We start from the raw sequence: 15,289 nt of genomic DNA, 5'->3' as shown, positions 1-15,289 counted from the left end.
GTTGCGGAGCAAGGTATCGGGTATCGAAATCTCTTACCCCCTGCTTTCGAAGTCTGGCGAGTCAGCGGCAGTCGTGCAACCTCCGATTCTGGCGACGAACCTGACGCCCGGGTCTTAGGTTCGGCATCTCGGGGCCACGAACCGGCGCCATCCGTGTGCAACTCTGACAAATTCCCTGATGTGGGCCGAGCGCAAAGTTGCGGGGTAGCCGCCACATCGGACGGGTCCAGGATTTGAGCGTTGGATGCGACTCGGACAGGTTAACATCGCTGCGTACGCGCAAATCGACGCCGAATAGGGCTTGCCCGGTTCCAGCAAACGCTGGTTGATCAACGTTCGCTGGTAATCAAGGCTCTCTAGTGTCGTGTTCCGAACATCGCTTGAATCAATTTGAAAGCATTTCGAGCCAAGGCAAGGCGCGAGGAGGAGACGTCGCGGTAACTACGGCGACGACGAGCAACGCAGCATAGGCTCGATCGGCGAGAGATTTAGTCGAGTTATGTTCGGAACACGACACCAGCCGGACTGAGGCATACGCCTTGAACCCTGCGCGCGTGACAAAGCGGCTGACGCAGTGGCAATGGCCGGTGATGTTTGGCGGAGCCGCTCGTTGTTGGGCTCGCGGCATGTTAATCGCATTCCCGGCCAGGCTGCGAGAGCAGTCTTGGCTGCCCGCATCCTCCCGACACATTGGGCGAATTCGGAGAGCGGGAGTCAGAAGACCCCGAGTCGTCGCCAAGGTCGCCGCAAATTGCCCCGCCACGAGGCTGTTTTTCCGAGTGGTTCCGAAAATTGCTGGAGGTCCGCAATTGCCCTGGCACGAAATATTCAGCAAGTTGCCGCCGAATCAATAGTGCCCGCGCCGGTGCCGAGTCGAAGGCGGCCCCTGGGCTGTGGGGACTGGCGACGACACGTTCCCCAAGAAGCACCTATCCGGTTTGGCTTCAGCTTTCCTTGGTGAGGTGTTGGGGTAGTCTTGCTCTATCGCCAGCCTCAATGCACTGGACGATCTTGGAAGCCGAGGTCAGCATGCCTGAGTTGGCACCGATCCATTTTTCGCTCTGGAACTGACAAACCATTCTGGCAAGGGTTTCTGAAGGCCTGTGGATAGACGGAATTGACCGGCTCGTAGAACTGTGTCCGGCCGCCCCGGCTGTAGCTATCATGGGGAAGTTTGTTGATCACTTGCGAGCCCCGCAAGATTCCCCACGCCCTTACTTTTCAACAATGATTCGATGATCTTAGAGAAATCAATTTGCCAGCACTGCGGCAGAACCGCCCGTCCTTTCGACACAACTTTCGTGAGCTCCTTAAGCAATTCCGGAGCTCCGCAAGCCAGCCAAGAATGGTGCAACAGCTGCTTCAATCGTGCACAAGCCGATCGCTTGGGGCTTCACAGCTTCGAGACCGTTGAATTTTCAACCGTGACCATGACCGACGCACGACGCGGCAAGCACGAGTTTCACTTTCGCCTGCGGCTGTTTGGAAAACTGTCACTGGAAGCATTCGAAATTATTGATGGTGCGCCTGGTGGCTATCAGTTCCAGATTCTCGATCAACCCAGTGCAGATCCATGGCTGCTGATGGCGCGACTGGTCGAACGCATGCGTCGCGCGTTGTCCCAGACGCATTTGCGCCGCCAGCGCGGTACGCTGATGATTTGCGACAATGTCTTGCGCGGGCGCATCACCGACGACACAACGGACTTTGAGTCAGGCCCGGTTCTCGTGATTGACGGCAAGCCGCTCACGTGGGATCGCGTAGGCAGTCTGCTGAGCACCTTCACTGGATCTCAGTTCAAATTGCTGATTCTGGACCGCAGCGAGGAACTCCCATGAGTCAGCACCAGACGCTTCCGGCGCTATTGGAGTCGATCGGCGGCGCTTCGGACTTTGCGAGCCAACACATCATGCCGTTGACTCCCATAGGCTTGACCGTTTCGGGCGTTGGCAACATCCCGCTGCCGATCAGTGTCGAGACCGCTGAGGCACTAATAGGCGTCGCCACGCCGGCACAACATGGCTACAAGGAAGAAACCCGATTCGATCCGCGCGTCCGGGATACCTTTGAGATTGACTGCGCTCGTATCCACTTTGACGAAACACGCTGGCAGCCCGCGCTCCAAGCAGCGCTCGAGAAAATTGCACAATCGTTCGGCATTTCGCCAGGTTGCAGCCTGAAGGCCGAACTGCACAACATGCTGATCTACCGGACTGGGCAGTTCTTTCTAAGACACCGTGACTCCGAGAAACTCGAAGGGATGATTGCAAGCCTCGTGGTGAGCTTGCCGTCACGCTTTGCCGGCGGCGAGACGATTGTCCTGCATCAAGGCGACGCGAAGACCTTTCGAAGTGATGACAAGGCGCTCAGCTTTGCCGCGTTCTTTGCCGACTGCCGACACGAAGTCAAACCGGTCACTTCAGGCCACCGCGTGGTGCTGACCTACAACCTTTGGCTACAAGGCAACGCGCAAGCGAGTCCCATCGAGCCCGCCAAGCAGCAGCGGCTTGCCGATCACCTTCGAACCTACTTTGCCGCTAACAAACCGCCACGTTGGACCGGTGACGAGCAAATTGGTCCGCCTGATCGGCTCGTCTACCTGCTCGACCATCAATACACGCAACGCGGCTTGGAATGGAACTATCTCAAGGGGGCCGATTCGAGCCGCGCTGTTGCGCTCAGACATGCCGCTGAAACCACGGGCTGCGATGTGGCGCTTGCCCTGGTTGATGTGCACGAGGTCTGGGACTGCACTGAAAGGCCCTATCGCAGCCGCCGCCACGGGCGACGGACCCGTTTCAGTTTCGATGACGATATCGACCCGGAGCCCGACGGCGAAAGCGTTATCCCGAGCGGGAAGCGGATGGACGAGAACTACGAAGTCACCGACTTGATCGACAGCGAGGCCAGCATTCGGCATCTCGTCAAGATCGGCAAAGCACTACCGGCAATGCCCGTCGCCATTGAGCCGCATGAGTTGTTCTGCACCAAGCCGACAGCGCGGATGGAGCCATACGAGTCTGAGTATGAGCCCTACACGGGCAATGCCGGCAACACAATGGACCGCTGGTACAGTCGGGCAGCACTCGTGATTTGGCCGCAAACACGCTCGTTTGCCATGCGCGCGCAGGTTGACCCGAAATGGGCCATTGAGGAGGTACTTCAAAGTTGTACCTCAAACGATCCGGACATGGCGTTGGCGCTTGTCCGACAAGTGATGCCGTTCTGGGCAGCTGCTATTCGCCGCGGCGAGCATGCCGATGCATTGGCGCCAACTCTGAAAGTGGCTGCAGCAATCAAGTCTCCGATTGCCGCCATGCATCTCCTGTCGCCGTTTGCGATCACTGCACTCGATGCCAACATGGCTGAGGATTGTGTCGCCTGTCTCGACGTCTATGGTCTCGAATGGCTCTGTGAACGGCTGGCTGGATGGCGTTCCGAAAGGGGCCTAACGCCAGAGGATCATCTGCACTGAATCGCGCATCGGCTCCCTGAACTCGTGGCCGCCCTCCATCGCTCGCAACAGGCGCAGGCCGGGGGTCTGGCCGAGCGCCTATTTCGTCAGGAGTCCGATTCGGTACTCGCAGAGCTCCAACGGCGCCGGCAGATCGCTGCTGCCACCTATCGCGACCAAAGTTTGACGCGCATTGCTCCACCACTGCTCGCGCTCATCAAGTGCACATACCGCATCGGACAGACCGGCATACGTGATGACATCACCAGCGCCGTCAGTAGCAGCGACTTCGATCCCAACCTTCAGAGCACGCTGCCGCTCGCGATTCTGGAACTAGCGCTTCAGCAAGAAGACGGAACCATTCACCCAACCATTGTCACCCTCAGCGAGCATTGGTCCCTACGGTATAACCGCCTCTTGAGCGAGCCAATTCGCGCAGCAGACGACTGGTCGATCCACGCTATCTTGCCGTGCCATTGTGAGTTGTGCGAAGTGCTTGAGACGTTCCTCAAGTCACCGGTGAAACAACTTCTGGAGTGGCCCCTGGCAAAAGAGCGACGCATGCACATTCATCGCGTCATCGACGCCAGCGAGTTGCCCCTGATTCACACCACAAAGCGCGTCGGCAGCCCACAGAAACTCATCATCCAGAAGACGCCTGCGTTGTTTGCCCGCTACTTGGCGAATCGAGAGGCTTGGCAGAAGGTCGTCGAACTGACCGAACGTGTGACCACTCAAAATGGAATTTCCCCATCCCATACCACGTCGCCCGATTCAACGTCACCGTAAGCACCATTGCCGTAGACATTGTCTGCGTCGCGGTCTTCATTCCCATCGTCAAAACTGTCCACACCAGCATCATCAGAATCGGCATCAAACACAACCAAGCCCGCCGCACGGAGCTCCTGGAGAAGCCCGGGCGCACGTAAGGCCAGAAACCGAAGGCGCCGCCGCTTGTGCGGCTTTACCAACGCCACCCGCAAGACCAAGTCGGCCAGTCTGGTGTTTGCAGCATGGGGCGATGCCGCCAAAACCCTCAGGCGCGCGATGTTCAGATTCGAGATGTTGCTCTGACTCAAGAATCGCTCGATCTCAATCACTTCCAGCACCCGCTCCCGCTCTGCTTCCGGCAGCGCCTTGCATCGCTTGCAGGTGTAGGCTCGACGCCCTCTTCCAGAAAAGGCCTCGTTCGCACGATACCCGCCACACACCCGGCAATAGTGAGCCATGATTCGATCCTATGGAAACGATGACAGACAAACGGAGAGCAAACTCTGCAGGCAGCGCAACAATACCGTGTCGTATACCGTAGCATTTTCGTGGAAGTCCGGCGTGGCATCGCCGATCACAAACGCTACCGCGCAATGCCACCCCGGCGCGCCACTCTCGGCCCATAGTGGCCACTCTAACTTTCAGCCTTTTTCCGCATCTCAACACGTCTCTTCATCCTATCGCCCCGGGAATGGGAGACGATATTGCGGCGACACCTAGTCTGACTCTGCGGGCGCGCTTCAGCTGCATGTCCCGGTTTAGCCGGTTCAGAGCCGACATCGCAGCCAATTTCCGACCTCTCTCTATTTCTGACCGTCCCGCCAAACTGAGCGACGGGGCGCCAATGGCTGGCGATGCCCGTCATTCGGGGTACGTGTTGTGCGCACATGTCACCGCCGCGCTCGCCTCGTACTGCATTTGCGTCAAGAGAACACTTAGGATGGTGTCGGCACAGATGCAATGCGCCAATCCATTCAACTTTCACGATAGGTCAACACATGATCAAACTACTCCTACTGACAACCATGTTAATGACGGCCGGCGCGGCATTTGCTGACCCGGCGCCATTTGGCTTGGAACTCGGCAAAGCCACCCTTACTGATGCCAAAGCGAAGTACCGCCTTAAAGAGCTCGGGATCAACAAGTACAGCAATGGACCGATGCACCAAGTGCAACCAGGCCAGATTTCGTTTGAAGGACTACGCAACGTCACGTTGATCTTTGATAGCAACCAGATCCTCTCGGGCGTTCTCACCACGTTCCCCAAGGGCCGATTCAACGATCTGAATGACGGACTCGCACAGAAGTACCGGCTGGTCAGCAAGAGCACCCCATTCGTGGGGGATTCCGAGGCCAAGTATGTCAATGGCCAGACCGAAATTTCAATCAGCGCACCGCATATGAGTTTCGAGCTCAATATGATCTATCTGCGACAGGAACTATTGTCAGCTTTCGATGCACAGTCTTCCGCAGAACAACAAGCAAAGAAGAACCGCGAGGACGCCCAACTGTAGCGGAAGGACAATCGCGGGCGCGGGCAGTGGCAATCTCTGGCGCACACGAACTTCCGTATCACATGGGCCGTTCCTTGCGCGCTGTCAAGGAGACTCTGAGGCTGTTCAGACCGCGACCTGCACTCTCTGGCACGCGCGAAGCGCTCAGTTGAAGCACTTATTTTGACGTAACAGTTTCGCTCGCTTCGGATAGACTGACTCGATCAGCTTTAACCAATCTGACCAGCCTTGCTTGGCTTTGCCCTGGTCGACGCCCTTCACGATATTCGTGTACCAGAGCCCGTGATACGCGATCTGTTCATCGGCAAGCGCCTTCTGCATGTTCTGAATGTTCTTGCAGCCATCGTCTACTAGAATAACGTAGTCATACGACAAGCCACGGCGCTTCAGCAAATGGAGCAAGACCCGTCCCTTATTTGCACCCGTGGTCATGAACACTCCTTGGTCGTAGCTCAAAGAATACGTTCTCTTCTTCGGATCTTGCTCGTCCGTCCAACGCCACATTTCGCCAAACTCGGGCTTACCGATCGGGGGCAGTAGCACATATTCGGCCTCCAAGAGCTGCCGGATGGTGCCAGCGCGATAGTTGGCGCCGCGGGACGTGAGCATGATCCGATCAACTTCAAGGCCATTTACAACATCCGTGGCATCGCACTGGGTGACGCGCTGTGTGCCTACTTCGAAGTTAAACCCCATGACATCGAACAAGCACGGCACTCGGTCAGGCGAATCCTTAGGCAGATTGAATTGCCAGTCATACCAAGAGTCACTGCCGAACTCGGTCGCCGACGTGAGCAAGGTATCGTCAATATCAAGAACCAACAACACGCGCTTACCTGTTGCCCGAGCCAACGCCGCATGAATGGCTTCAAGATCTTCCACAGGCTCGATCACCGAAGCCACATCGCCCGGCGCCTCAATGACGCTTCTGCAAACGTTCTCGCTACCGGCCGACGCGACCGGCTCTAAATCAGCGGAGTGGGCATTCTCCTCAGCGGCCGGCGCGACCGGCTTTATGGCACCGGAATGGCACGCCGAGAGACCTAGCACAAAGAAAACGACAAACCAGCGCATACTTTGATCCTCCCAAGTTACTTTGCTTGAGCAAGCAAACTCCGGCGGCCTCGCCACCTGCAGGAATCATCGTAGCACGCAAATCGCCGGCGTAAGGCCAAAACTGGGAACCCGACATATCCATACGTCTGCGCAAACTCTTGCCAAACTTGGCTTCTGAAGCCGAATATCCAGACTGAATAGAAGTAGTCAGGCAAGTTGACGGCGCGGCGCACCCGGCCAGCGGGCGCGCCCCTCAGGCCTAGCGCATTGCGATAAGGCACCAAACCCCAGCGACCTGTTGCCTCGATCCGCATCACAAGTATCAACGGTCCGACAATGGCTCTGGCGCCGCGGCAGTAGGCGTAGCTGCTAGACGGTTCGGCCACTGCCTAAACCTGGTGGATCGTCGCAATTGCCGATTTGTAGCACCCGCGAGCCCTTTAACAATTGCGCCGAGCCACATCCTCATCAGACCAAACGGGCACTGCATGCCTATCGACGTTCAGGATGAAGTGCAGGAGTTCGCTCATCATAGCGTCTGCATTGTTGAACACCGAGTTCGCCTCGGCCTGCTCCAGCAAACCTGCCTCGACCCACTTTGGGCGACGGTCAAAGCTCGTCCGCAGATTTCTGTCGCAACCGCAAAGCCAAGCCCATCGAACTCAGGGACTCACGCAATGGTAGTAACCCGCAAAAAGTGGCTGATCTGGTCGTTCCCGGGCTTGCGGCTTGTCGGTCGGCCACAGTTGCGGCATGTTCTTGCCGATGACGCAAGAACCTTCTGCGAGCCGCAGTGAGCGATACCAGAAAAAACCATCGGAGACTCCTTTGATTGCTCGGCGACTTGACAATCAGACACAGAAGATCGGCGACTTGTCGCGGTTCTCGTTCATTTACGGGCGCCCTAGCACCGCGCTCATCTGCGCAGATGGTGCTCAACGTACGCTTCTGCTCCCCGATCTTGCGCCGATGAGTCGGAAGCGCGACACAATAGACGCAAATTCTTAGACAATACAGCGCAGACGCGCTTGCCAACGCACCGGCACCGTAGCACCCGCCTAGAGTTAGCCATGAAATCCAAGTATCTGATCTATCAAATCACTGTCCTGCTGCTCCTTATCCAGGTAGGGCCTGCAGCCATCGCGGATTCCTGGACAACTAAAGTGATCTCGCGGGGTAAATTCTCGACTACTGCGAACGCCGGGTCAGCCGGGGCTTGGCGAACTGTGGTCAGCGGCAATGGCCGCTTTATCGCTTATAGCTCAGATGCCACCAATCTGGTGCCAGATGTGGACGATCGCAACTCCGACCCGGACCTCTATCTGCAGGACCGCCTGTCGGGCGACATCGTCCTAGTCTCTCATGCCGCTGGCCAAGCACTGCAAACAGCCGATGATTCGGCGGGAGCAGTCGCCTTGAGTGACGACGGCGAATGGCTCGTATTCGTGAGTCGCGCAAACAACTTGATCAGTGACGTCACCGATTCCTCGGGATTCCGCGAAGACGCCTATCTTTATCAACGGAGCACAGGCCAAACCACGTTGATCTCGCGATCGGCGAGCAACCCGATGTTCACTGCCGGCGGCAACACGTACCCGTTACAAATGAGCCCGGATGGCAGCAAGATTCTTTTAGTCAGTTCGGCCTACGATTTGGTAAGCGGATTAACCGATCACAATGGTGTCGACGACCTGTACTTGTTCAATCGCAATACTGGCGCCTTTACCTTGGTTTCGCGGGCAGCAGGGTCAGCAACGACCACTGCGAATAGCGACTCCAGCTTGCCCGTGATGACGCCGGATGGCCGATATGTTGCTTTTCAAAGCGCGGCCACGAATCTGGTCTCGGGCGTTACTGATGCGAACTCCGGTGATGATGTCTTTGTCATTGACCTGGCAACCGGCGTGACCCAACTGGTTACACATCGATTCGACAATCCGCTGATCGCTACGGGCCAACTTCCATACGCCACCGCCATCAGCGATGACGGGGAGAAGATCTTGTTCGGCAGCCAAGCCTTCAACTTGGTCCCGGGCACGACGGAGCCTGACTATCGCTACAAAGTCTTCCTATTTGATCGCAGCACGAACACGGTGAGCATGGTCTCGCATGCTCATAACCAGTCCTCGAAGACTACAGACAGCGGCTCCTGGGCTAAGGCCTTGAGCGCTGATGGCCGCTGGGTCTTGTTTGACTCAAGCGGCAGCGACATCTTGCCGCCCGGAAGCGACGCCAACGGCACTGGTGACGTCTTTCTGCGCGATATGCAGACCGATGCGGTGACAGCAGTGTCGCGGAATTTCGGATCCGCCTTCAGCACGGCCAACAACCAATCGACCGGCTTTGGCATGGACCCAACTGGCCAGCGCATTTTGTTTACCTCACAAGCGACGAATTTGTTGGCGGGCGCGAACATTGCTTGGACGACCACAAATGTTTATGCATTCAATCGCACCGATGCCTCCATAAGCATGCTCAGTCATGCCTCAGGCAATCCGCTACAAAGTGGCAACGAAAGTTCTGACTTGGTCGCCATGAGCCCTGATGCCAATGTTGCCGCGATCCGAACCGAGGCCACCGACTTCTTGAATCTGACCGACTACAATTGGAAAGTTGACCTCTACACCGTCGAGATCCAATCAGGCAATGTCGCCCTGATGTCGCGCTCGGCCGTAGGCCTCAATCCGACGGCCGGCGGCTCTTCGGCCGTAGCAATAAGCGGCAATGGACAACAGGTCCTGTTTGGCCCTGGCTCGCCGTATATCGACCAAGCGGACAATGCCGTCATCGATCGCCCCAGCGTGTTTACCTTTGATCGCGGAGACCAGGGTATTCGTCTGCGTTCGAACGGTTGGAATACCAACAATGCCGCAGACGATCAGTCATATGGCCAGCTCATCAGCCGAGACACTGTTTGGCTAGTGTTGCAAAGCCGCGCTTCCAATTTTTTGCCCGGCATTACTTACCCACTCTTCCGGGAACTGAATCTCTATCTCGTTAACCAGCAAACCGGGGCGCGCAGTCTGGTCAGTCATGCGATCGGCAGCCCGAACGTGGCGGCGAACGGTGAGTCCATCGCCGTCGACATGACGCCTGATGCTCGTTGCATTCTATTCAAGTCCAAGGCAACCAACCTAGCTCCAGGCGTCGCCGACACAAATCTCGATTACGATGTATTTCTGTATGACCGCAACAGCAACGACGTGAGCCTGATCACACGCGCAGCTGGTGGTGCACCTGCTACGGGCAATGGCCAATCGGTTCCAATTGCCATCAGCGATGACTGCAATATCATTGTGTACGACAGCGTCGCATCGAACTTGATCAACGGCTTAACCGACACCAACTCGCGCTGGGACGTATTTGCCTATCGTCGGAATACGAACACCACCACGCTGGTCTCACGCGCGTTCGGCAATCCCCTGCAGACAATGAACACCAATACGAACGCCGTTGGACTCAGCGCAAACGGCCAACGCATTCTGTTCACGACGACTTCGACCATGGTCTCGACTGCGATCACGGACAATTCGCCTTTTGGCCCCGATACGTACCTCTTCGAGGTTCCCACTAGTACGATAACGCTCGCAGGCCGTCAGCTTGGCAACCCCAATGCAACGCCCACGTCCGGCACCAGTGCAGTTGCATTGTCCGAAGACGGCAACACGGTCATCTTTGGCGCCGGTAGCACTGATATCATTGCCGGATTGAATGACAGCAATTTCAGTTGGGACGTCTTCGCGTTCAATGTAGCGAACGGCGAGACTCGCCTTGTTTCGCATAAGGCACAGAGCCCTAACACGACGAGCGCGAGTGGATCGAGTGGGTTGGCGCTGAGTGGCGATGGCAATGTCGTGCTGTTTGAGTCGAGTAGCGTTGATCTGGTCACCACGCATCAGGACACGAACCAGTATTTGGACCTGTTCATCGGCAATCTACAGACGGGCGAAACAACGCTTGTCACACGCTCTCGTCTGCCGTATCTCGAAACAATCCAGGATCAGTACTTCCCAGTTGGCATCAGTGATGACGGCAACCAAGTAGTTTTTGACACCTTTGCCAACAACGTCGGCGACGGGTCTGCCGATGGCAATGGCGTAAAGGACGCCTACCTGTTCACTCGGGTCTTTACCCTGGACTTTCAGGCCGGCCCGGGCGGCAGCATTCTTCCTGGGGGCCCAGTGCCCGTCGAAGCCGGTCTGAGTCGCTCCTTCGCAGTCTCTCCCAATCAAGGCATGGTGATTCAATCGGTGAGCGGCTGTGGTGCCGTCTCAACGGGGCCAGGAACCTATTCCACCGGCCCCATTCAAGCAGACTGTACCGTTACCGCAACCTTTGTCCCAGGGCCTTCTGCAGACCTTAGCGTGACACTCGATGATGGCTTCACCACGGTCGGTGATGCCCAGCTTCTCGAATACCGGCTCACCGCGCAAAATGCGGGACCAGATGCCATGAATCAGACGGCCCTGAGCTTTCAGCCCGCGATCGGTTTGTCCAGCATCAACTGGCACTGCGACGCACAGGCCTCGACGATACCCTGCCCCAGCCCAAGTTCCGGAACCGGTCTCCCCGTGTTGCTACTGAGTCTTCCTGTCGGCACCCACTTAAGCTATCGGATTTATGCCCTAGTGACCGCCCTGCCCGGCGCGACCGCGAGCCTCAGCGCCAGCATCGCCCCGCCATTCAGCGGCAACAGCTTGGTGCCTGAAAACGATACCGCCACAGACACCGCCACTGTTTTCGCCAACACGGTGTTCTCGAATGGCTTTGAGTGACTGCTCGACAAGCGGAAATGGTGCGGTCTCGCATCTGTCCGTGTTCCGTATCTGATCTTGCCCCGCCAGTTCGCGGCAGAAGTCCGGTTACCCCAGCCCGTATCGCCGATTCGATCGCGGCTCGCCTTGGCGGCGCTTTGAGAATCCGCCCGAAAACCCCCAAATTGGTGCGGGTCCACGAATCTATGAAGGCCTTGGCCGAACCGATCGCCCGGCAATCCAAAAAAGAAGACGGCTGCACCGGTCGATTCTGCGAGGCGCGGTCCAACGCACAAGCACCACTGCCTGAGCAACCGTTCGGGGTGGTCGCTGCCATCAAGCAGGAAGGCTCGAGCCGATCCAGCCAAAGCCAACTCAATCTGGCGAACTTTACCTGCCGGCACAGGCACCAAGGTTAGCCTGGGCAAATTTCCGACGAGGTCAGACCAATTTTTGAAGCGCTCAAAATCGATCCAGAACAATGGGATGAGCAAGTGGATGGATGTGGCGAACGACGCGTGACGACACTCGGCACATTGGATTGCCTGATTCAATTCGCCGCGGAAACCGGCAGACGCAGGTTGATTGGTTACCAGTTGGCTCGGAAGGTGTATCGAAAGGCGATGGCATTATGACACCTGCAGCGGACGACTGAGGCGATACAATATCCATGACTGTGATCTCCTAGCCGAGCTATAGGGCCACCAGTGGTCACTGCACCGACGTTTTAGTGAGATCCGTTGCCCAGACGAAAGCGTCACTGCGCAGTCAGACAATCGCGAGCGCGACGTCGATCCAACGCAGAACTAGGGAGCCCTCGGATCACTTTGGTCACTGGCGCAAATGACCAGATATCGGAGTTGATGAGTGTCCTGTATCTGCTGTGGCTCAGCGTGCGTGGACAGGCCAGAGGCACAATCGAGGAAGGTGTCGCGGGGTTAGCGCTAACCGCCGGACTGTTTCACCGGTTCGATCCCGGCTCGCCTTGGCGCTTCATTGAGAATCGGCTCAAAACTCCCGGAGTTGCTGCCTGTCCACGATATTCGTCCACGATTTACGTGCGGTTGCGTCTGATTCATTTTGGTTCAGGCGATCCCGAGCCGCGCGTTGAATCGCGCTGCAGCAACATCCAGCGCAGGTCCCATCGAGGTTGCTTCGAGGTGACCATTGCCCAAATGAGGCACGCAAGTAAACAACGGTGTTCCCTGTCTTTGGATAGTGGCAATCGAGAACCACTTCGATACGCTGAGGCCGGGTGACGGATACGGGATCGTTCATCCATCGCGCACCATTGCTCCGGAGGATGGTATGGCACTGAGGCGGCAGGCCTTTTTTTGCGTAGTTGCAAGCATGGTGTGGATGTGGCTCTCTGTCTGCGGCTCGGTTCAAGCCGGGACGCTGATCATTCCTGGCCCTTTCGACAGCGTCAGTTTTGGAACATCCGTCACGTGGTTGCCGAATGGCAACCTGGTCGTCACCGACCCCAACGCTGGGCCATCGGCTGTTGGGGCGGTCTATCTGTATCGCCCCGACGGCAGCTTGATTTCAACACTGAAAGGCGGTTCGGCAAACGACAACGTGGGATCGGGTGGCACTCGTGTGCTGCCTGGCGGAAACTTCCTGGTAATCAGCCCGAGCTGGCGGAACGGTGCCAACGCGTCTGCTGGCGCAGTGACGTTCGTTAATGCGAGCACTGGGCTGTCGGGTACGGTTTCTGCACTGAATTCGCTCGTCGGTGTCGGCAATTTGGATAGTAGTAATCGGCAAGTCGTGGTCCTTAACTCCGGACACTACTTGGTGCACAGCCCACTTGCGGATCTCCCGGGTCTCGTCAATGGGGGCGCTATTACTTGGGGCAGTGGTCAAGTTGGCGTCAGCGGCGAAATCAGCGCCACCAATTCGCTGGTATCGCCCAACGTCGCAGGATTCAACGGGCTGAGCCTCGCTGAGCTCACAAACGGCAATTTTGTTCTGGGCTTACCACTCTGGAATCAGGTCGGTGCGGCTGTCTGGTGCCCCGGGCAATCGGGATGCATCGGTCAGGTCGAATCCAACATCGCACTGACGGGCACCACAACGTCCGACTTAGTCGGCATCGGCGTGACACCGCTCAGCAATGGCCACTATGTGGTGACCTCGACAAACTGGGATGGTCCTGCGGGCGCCAATCAAGGCGCCGTCACATGGGCAAACGGCGTGACCGGCTTGGCCGGAAGCGTGTCGCCTGCAAACTCCTGGATTGGTTCGAGCCCCAGCGACAACATCGGTGACGGAGGCGTCACCGCATTGAGCAATGGCAACTTCGTGATTGCCAGTAGATCGTGGGCGAACGCCGGTGCCGTGCGCGCGGGCGCGGTGACGTGGGTCAGCGGGACCGGCAGCACCAGCGGCGTCGTTGGCCCTGGCAATTCAATGATCGGCACACAGCAGGACGATGGGGTCGGTAGCATTATCGTTGCGTTGAGCAACGGCAACTATGTTGTCGGCGCGCCCAACTGGAATAACCCGTCGGCCGTGGCAGTGGGGGCGGCGCGCTGGGGCAATGGACAACTCAGTACGATAGGCCCGCTGTCCTCAGCGAATGCAGTAGTTGGTACGGTTGCGGGGGATCTAGCCAACTTACAAATCGAATCTTTGCCCAGCGGAAACTATTTGCTTCGCGCAGGGACTTGGAATAACGGTCTGGCGACTGATGCCGGGGCGGCCATCTGGGGCAATGGTCAAACAGGAACCAGCGGAATCGTGTCTGCGGCAATTGCCGTCGTCGGAACCACCAGTGGCGACCAGATCGGCACCGCTTACAAACTCTTGACGAACGGCAACTTGCTGGTTGGTTCAGGTAGTTGGACCAACGGATCAATTGCTGGCGCCGGGCTCCTTGCCTTCATGAATGGCAGCACGGGGGGTACCGGCGTGGTGAGCGGCAGCAATGCCATCATTGGCACTTCCACGAACGATGGCGTCGGGCTTTTTTCTGTGGCCCTGACTAACGGCAACTATCTCGTGCTTTCCCATTCTTGGGATGGCACTGCGGCGAACATTGGTGCGGTAACTTGGGGCAACGGCACGACGGGAACGTCCGGGCCCGTGTCAACCGCAAACTCGGTGGTTGGTGGCAGTTTTAACGACGGTAGCAGTCCGATTCCTGCATTGCCGACCAGTAAAGGCGACGCGGTCATTGCGATGTCGGGGTTTGATGTGCCCGGTCGATCCGACGCAGGCATGATGAGCCTCGTCAAAGGCAATGGGCCGAGCAGCGCGGTATTGACAACCTCAAACGCCTATGTGGGCGGGAGCGCTTCAGAATTCATGGGCACAGGCGTCGGGACAACTGTCACGCCGGATGATCGATTGGTGATCGTGTCATCGAATTGGGATACCGGAGTAGCGCCTTTAAATGTCGGCGCGATTTGTCTACTCGATGCCACGGTGCCCATTAGTGGACAAAGCGGCGACAGCTCCTGCATCACCGGAACCGTTGCGAATCAGGGCTCGTCACTCAAAGCAGCTTACTCGACCCTCCGGCAACAATTAGCGGTCGGCAAACCTGCCGAGAATGTCGTCGTGCTGTTCGACTTTCGTCTCTTGGCCGACAGCTTCGAGTAAGTGCGCCGACGACATCCGTAATGAGGCTATGGCCAATTCCGCACTGGACGTCCAGACCCGAATTGCGTGGCAACCGTGGATGCCGCAATCGTGAACACATACCAACTCCCGGATCACATTAGCCGAACTATGAC

Annotated in this window: 9 protein-coding genes; 7 read left to right on the top strand and 2 right to left on the bottom strand. The window is 57.3% G+C overall.

The annotated features are described in order from the left end of the window. Window positions 1-1,430: 1,430 nt before the first annotated feature. Genes C7S18_RS04565 through C7S18_RS04555 form a run of 3 tightly spaced genes read left to right on the top strand, consistent with a single transcriptional unit; the run spans window position 1,431 to window position 4,243 of the window. Window positions 1,431-1,838 carry a DUF7713 domain-containing protein gene (locus tag C7S18_RS04565; protein WP_146151761.1) on the top strand — a complete coding sequence of 136 codons (408 nt, stop codon included), beginning with the start codon at window positions 1,431-1,433 and terminating at the stop codon, window positions 1,836-1,838. Then, complete coding sequence (locus C7S18_RS04560; RefSeq protein ID WP_106890440.1) at window positions 1,835-3,475, top strand: 2OG-Fe(II) oxygenase; 1,641 nt, start codon at window positions 1,835-1,837, stop codon at window positions 3,473-3,475. The genes C7S18_RS04565 and C7S18_RS04560 overlap by 4 nt, the downstream gene beginning before the upstream one ends. A gap of 24 nt (window positions 3,476-3,499) precedes the next feature. Further along, complete coding sequence (locus tag C7S18_RS04555; RefSeq protein ID WP_106890439.1) at window positions 3,500-4,243, top strand: hypothetical protein; 744 nt, start codon at window positions 3,500-3,502, stop codon at window positions 4,241-4,243. On the opposite strand, the gene C7S18_RS04550 is transcribed toward C7S18_RS04555, so the two are convergent. Next, window positions 4,189-4,683: a hypothetical protein gene (locus C7S18_RS04550; protein ID WP_146151760.1), complete on the bottom strand. Its 495-nt coding sequence runs from the start codon at window positions 4,681-4,683 to the stop codon at window positions 4,189-4,191. The two genes, C7S18_RS04555 and C7S18_RS04550, sit on opposite strands and share 55 nt — an antisense overlap. 540 nt (window positions 4,684-5,223) lie before the next feature. Here C7S18_RS04550 and C7S18_RS04545 point away from each other — a divergent pair. Next, window positions 5,224-5,739 (top strand): hypothetical protein, encoded by a 516-nt coding sequence (locus C7S18_RS04545; protein WP_106890437.1) that lies wholly within the window; start codon window positions 5,224-5,226, stop codon window positions 5,737-5,739. A gap of 144 nt (window positions 5,740-5,883) precedes the next feature. On the opposite strand, the gene C7S18_RS04540 is transcribed toward C7S18_RS04545, so the two are convergent. Then, on the bottom strand, window positions 5,884-6,870 hold the full coding sequence (locus C7S18_RS04540) for a DUF2608 domain-containing protein (RefSeq protein WP_146151759.1): 987 nt from the start codon (window positions 6,868-6,870) through the stop codon (window positions 5,884-5,886). Window positions 6,871-7,283: 413 nt separating this feature from the next. On the opposite strand from C7S18_RS04540, the gene C7S18_RS24140 reads away from it, so the two are divergent. The 3 genes from C7S18_RS24140 (at window position 7,284) to C7S18_RS04525 (ending at window position 15,155) form a co-directional block, all read left to right on the top strand. Then, complete coding sequence (locus C7S18_RS24140) at window positions 7,284-7,592, top strand: hypothetical protein (protein WP_146151758.1); 309 nt, start codon at window positions 7,284-7,286, stop codon at window positions 7,590-7,592. A gap of 273 nt (window positions 7,593-7,865) precedes the next feature. After that, a complete protein-coding gene (locus C7S18_RS04535) occupies window positions 7,866-11,570 on the top strand; it encodes a TolB-like translocation protein (RefSeq protein WP_146151757.1) in 3,705 nt (1,234 codons plus the stop codon). Window positions 11,571-12,908: 1,338 nt separating this feature from the next. Continuing rightward, window positions 12,909-15,155 carry a hypothetical protein gene (locus C7S18_RS04525; protein ID WP_146151756.1) on the top strand — a complete coding sequence of 749 codons (2,247 nt, stop codon included), beginning with the start codon at window positions 12,909-12,911 and terminating at the stop codon, window positions 15,153-15,155. The last annotated feature ends 134 nt before the right edge of the window (window positions 15,156-15,289 follow it).

This window comes from Ahniella affigens, assembly GCF_003015185.1.
GTDB lineage: Bacteria > Pseudomonadota > Gammaproteobacteria > Xanthomonadales > Ahniellaceae > Ahniella > Ahniella affigens.
Note: the sequence above shows the minus strand (reverse complement) of the source record. Positions and strands in the feature narration are given on the sequence as shown.

Coding starts and splice junctions, on each gene's coding strand:
- C7S18_RS04565 (WP_146151761.1), top strand. CDS start 1,431: ATGACCGACGCACGACGCGGCAAGCACGAGTTTCACTTTCGCCTGCGG.
- C7S18_RS04560 (WP_106890440.1), top strand. CDS start 1,835: ATGAGTCAGCACCAGACGCTTCCGGCGCTATTGGAGTCGATCGGCGGC.
- C7S18_RS04550 (WP_146151760.1), bottom strand. CDS start 4,683: ATGGCTCACTATTGCCGGGTGTGTGGCGGGTATCGTGCGAACGAGGCC.
- C7S18_RS04545 (WP_106890437.1), top strand. CDS start 5,224: ATGATCAAACTACTCCTACTGACAACCATGTTAATGACGGCCGGCGCG.
- C7S18_RS24140 (WP_146151758.1), top strand. CDS start 7,284: ATGCCTATCGACGTTCAGGATGAAGTGCAGGAGTTCGCTCATCATAGC.
- C7S18_RS04535 (WP_146151757.1), top strand. CDS start 7,866: ATGAAATCCAAGTATCTGATCTATCAAATCACTGTCCTGCTGCTCCTT.
- C7S18_RS04525 (WP_146151756.1), top strand. CDS start 12,909: ATGTGGCTCTCTGTCTGCGGCTCGGTTCAAGCCGGGACGCTGATCATT.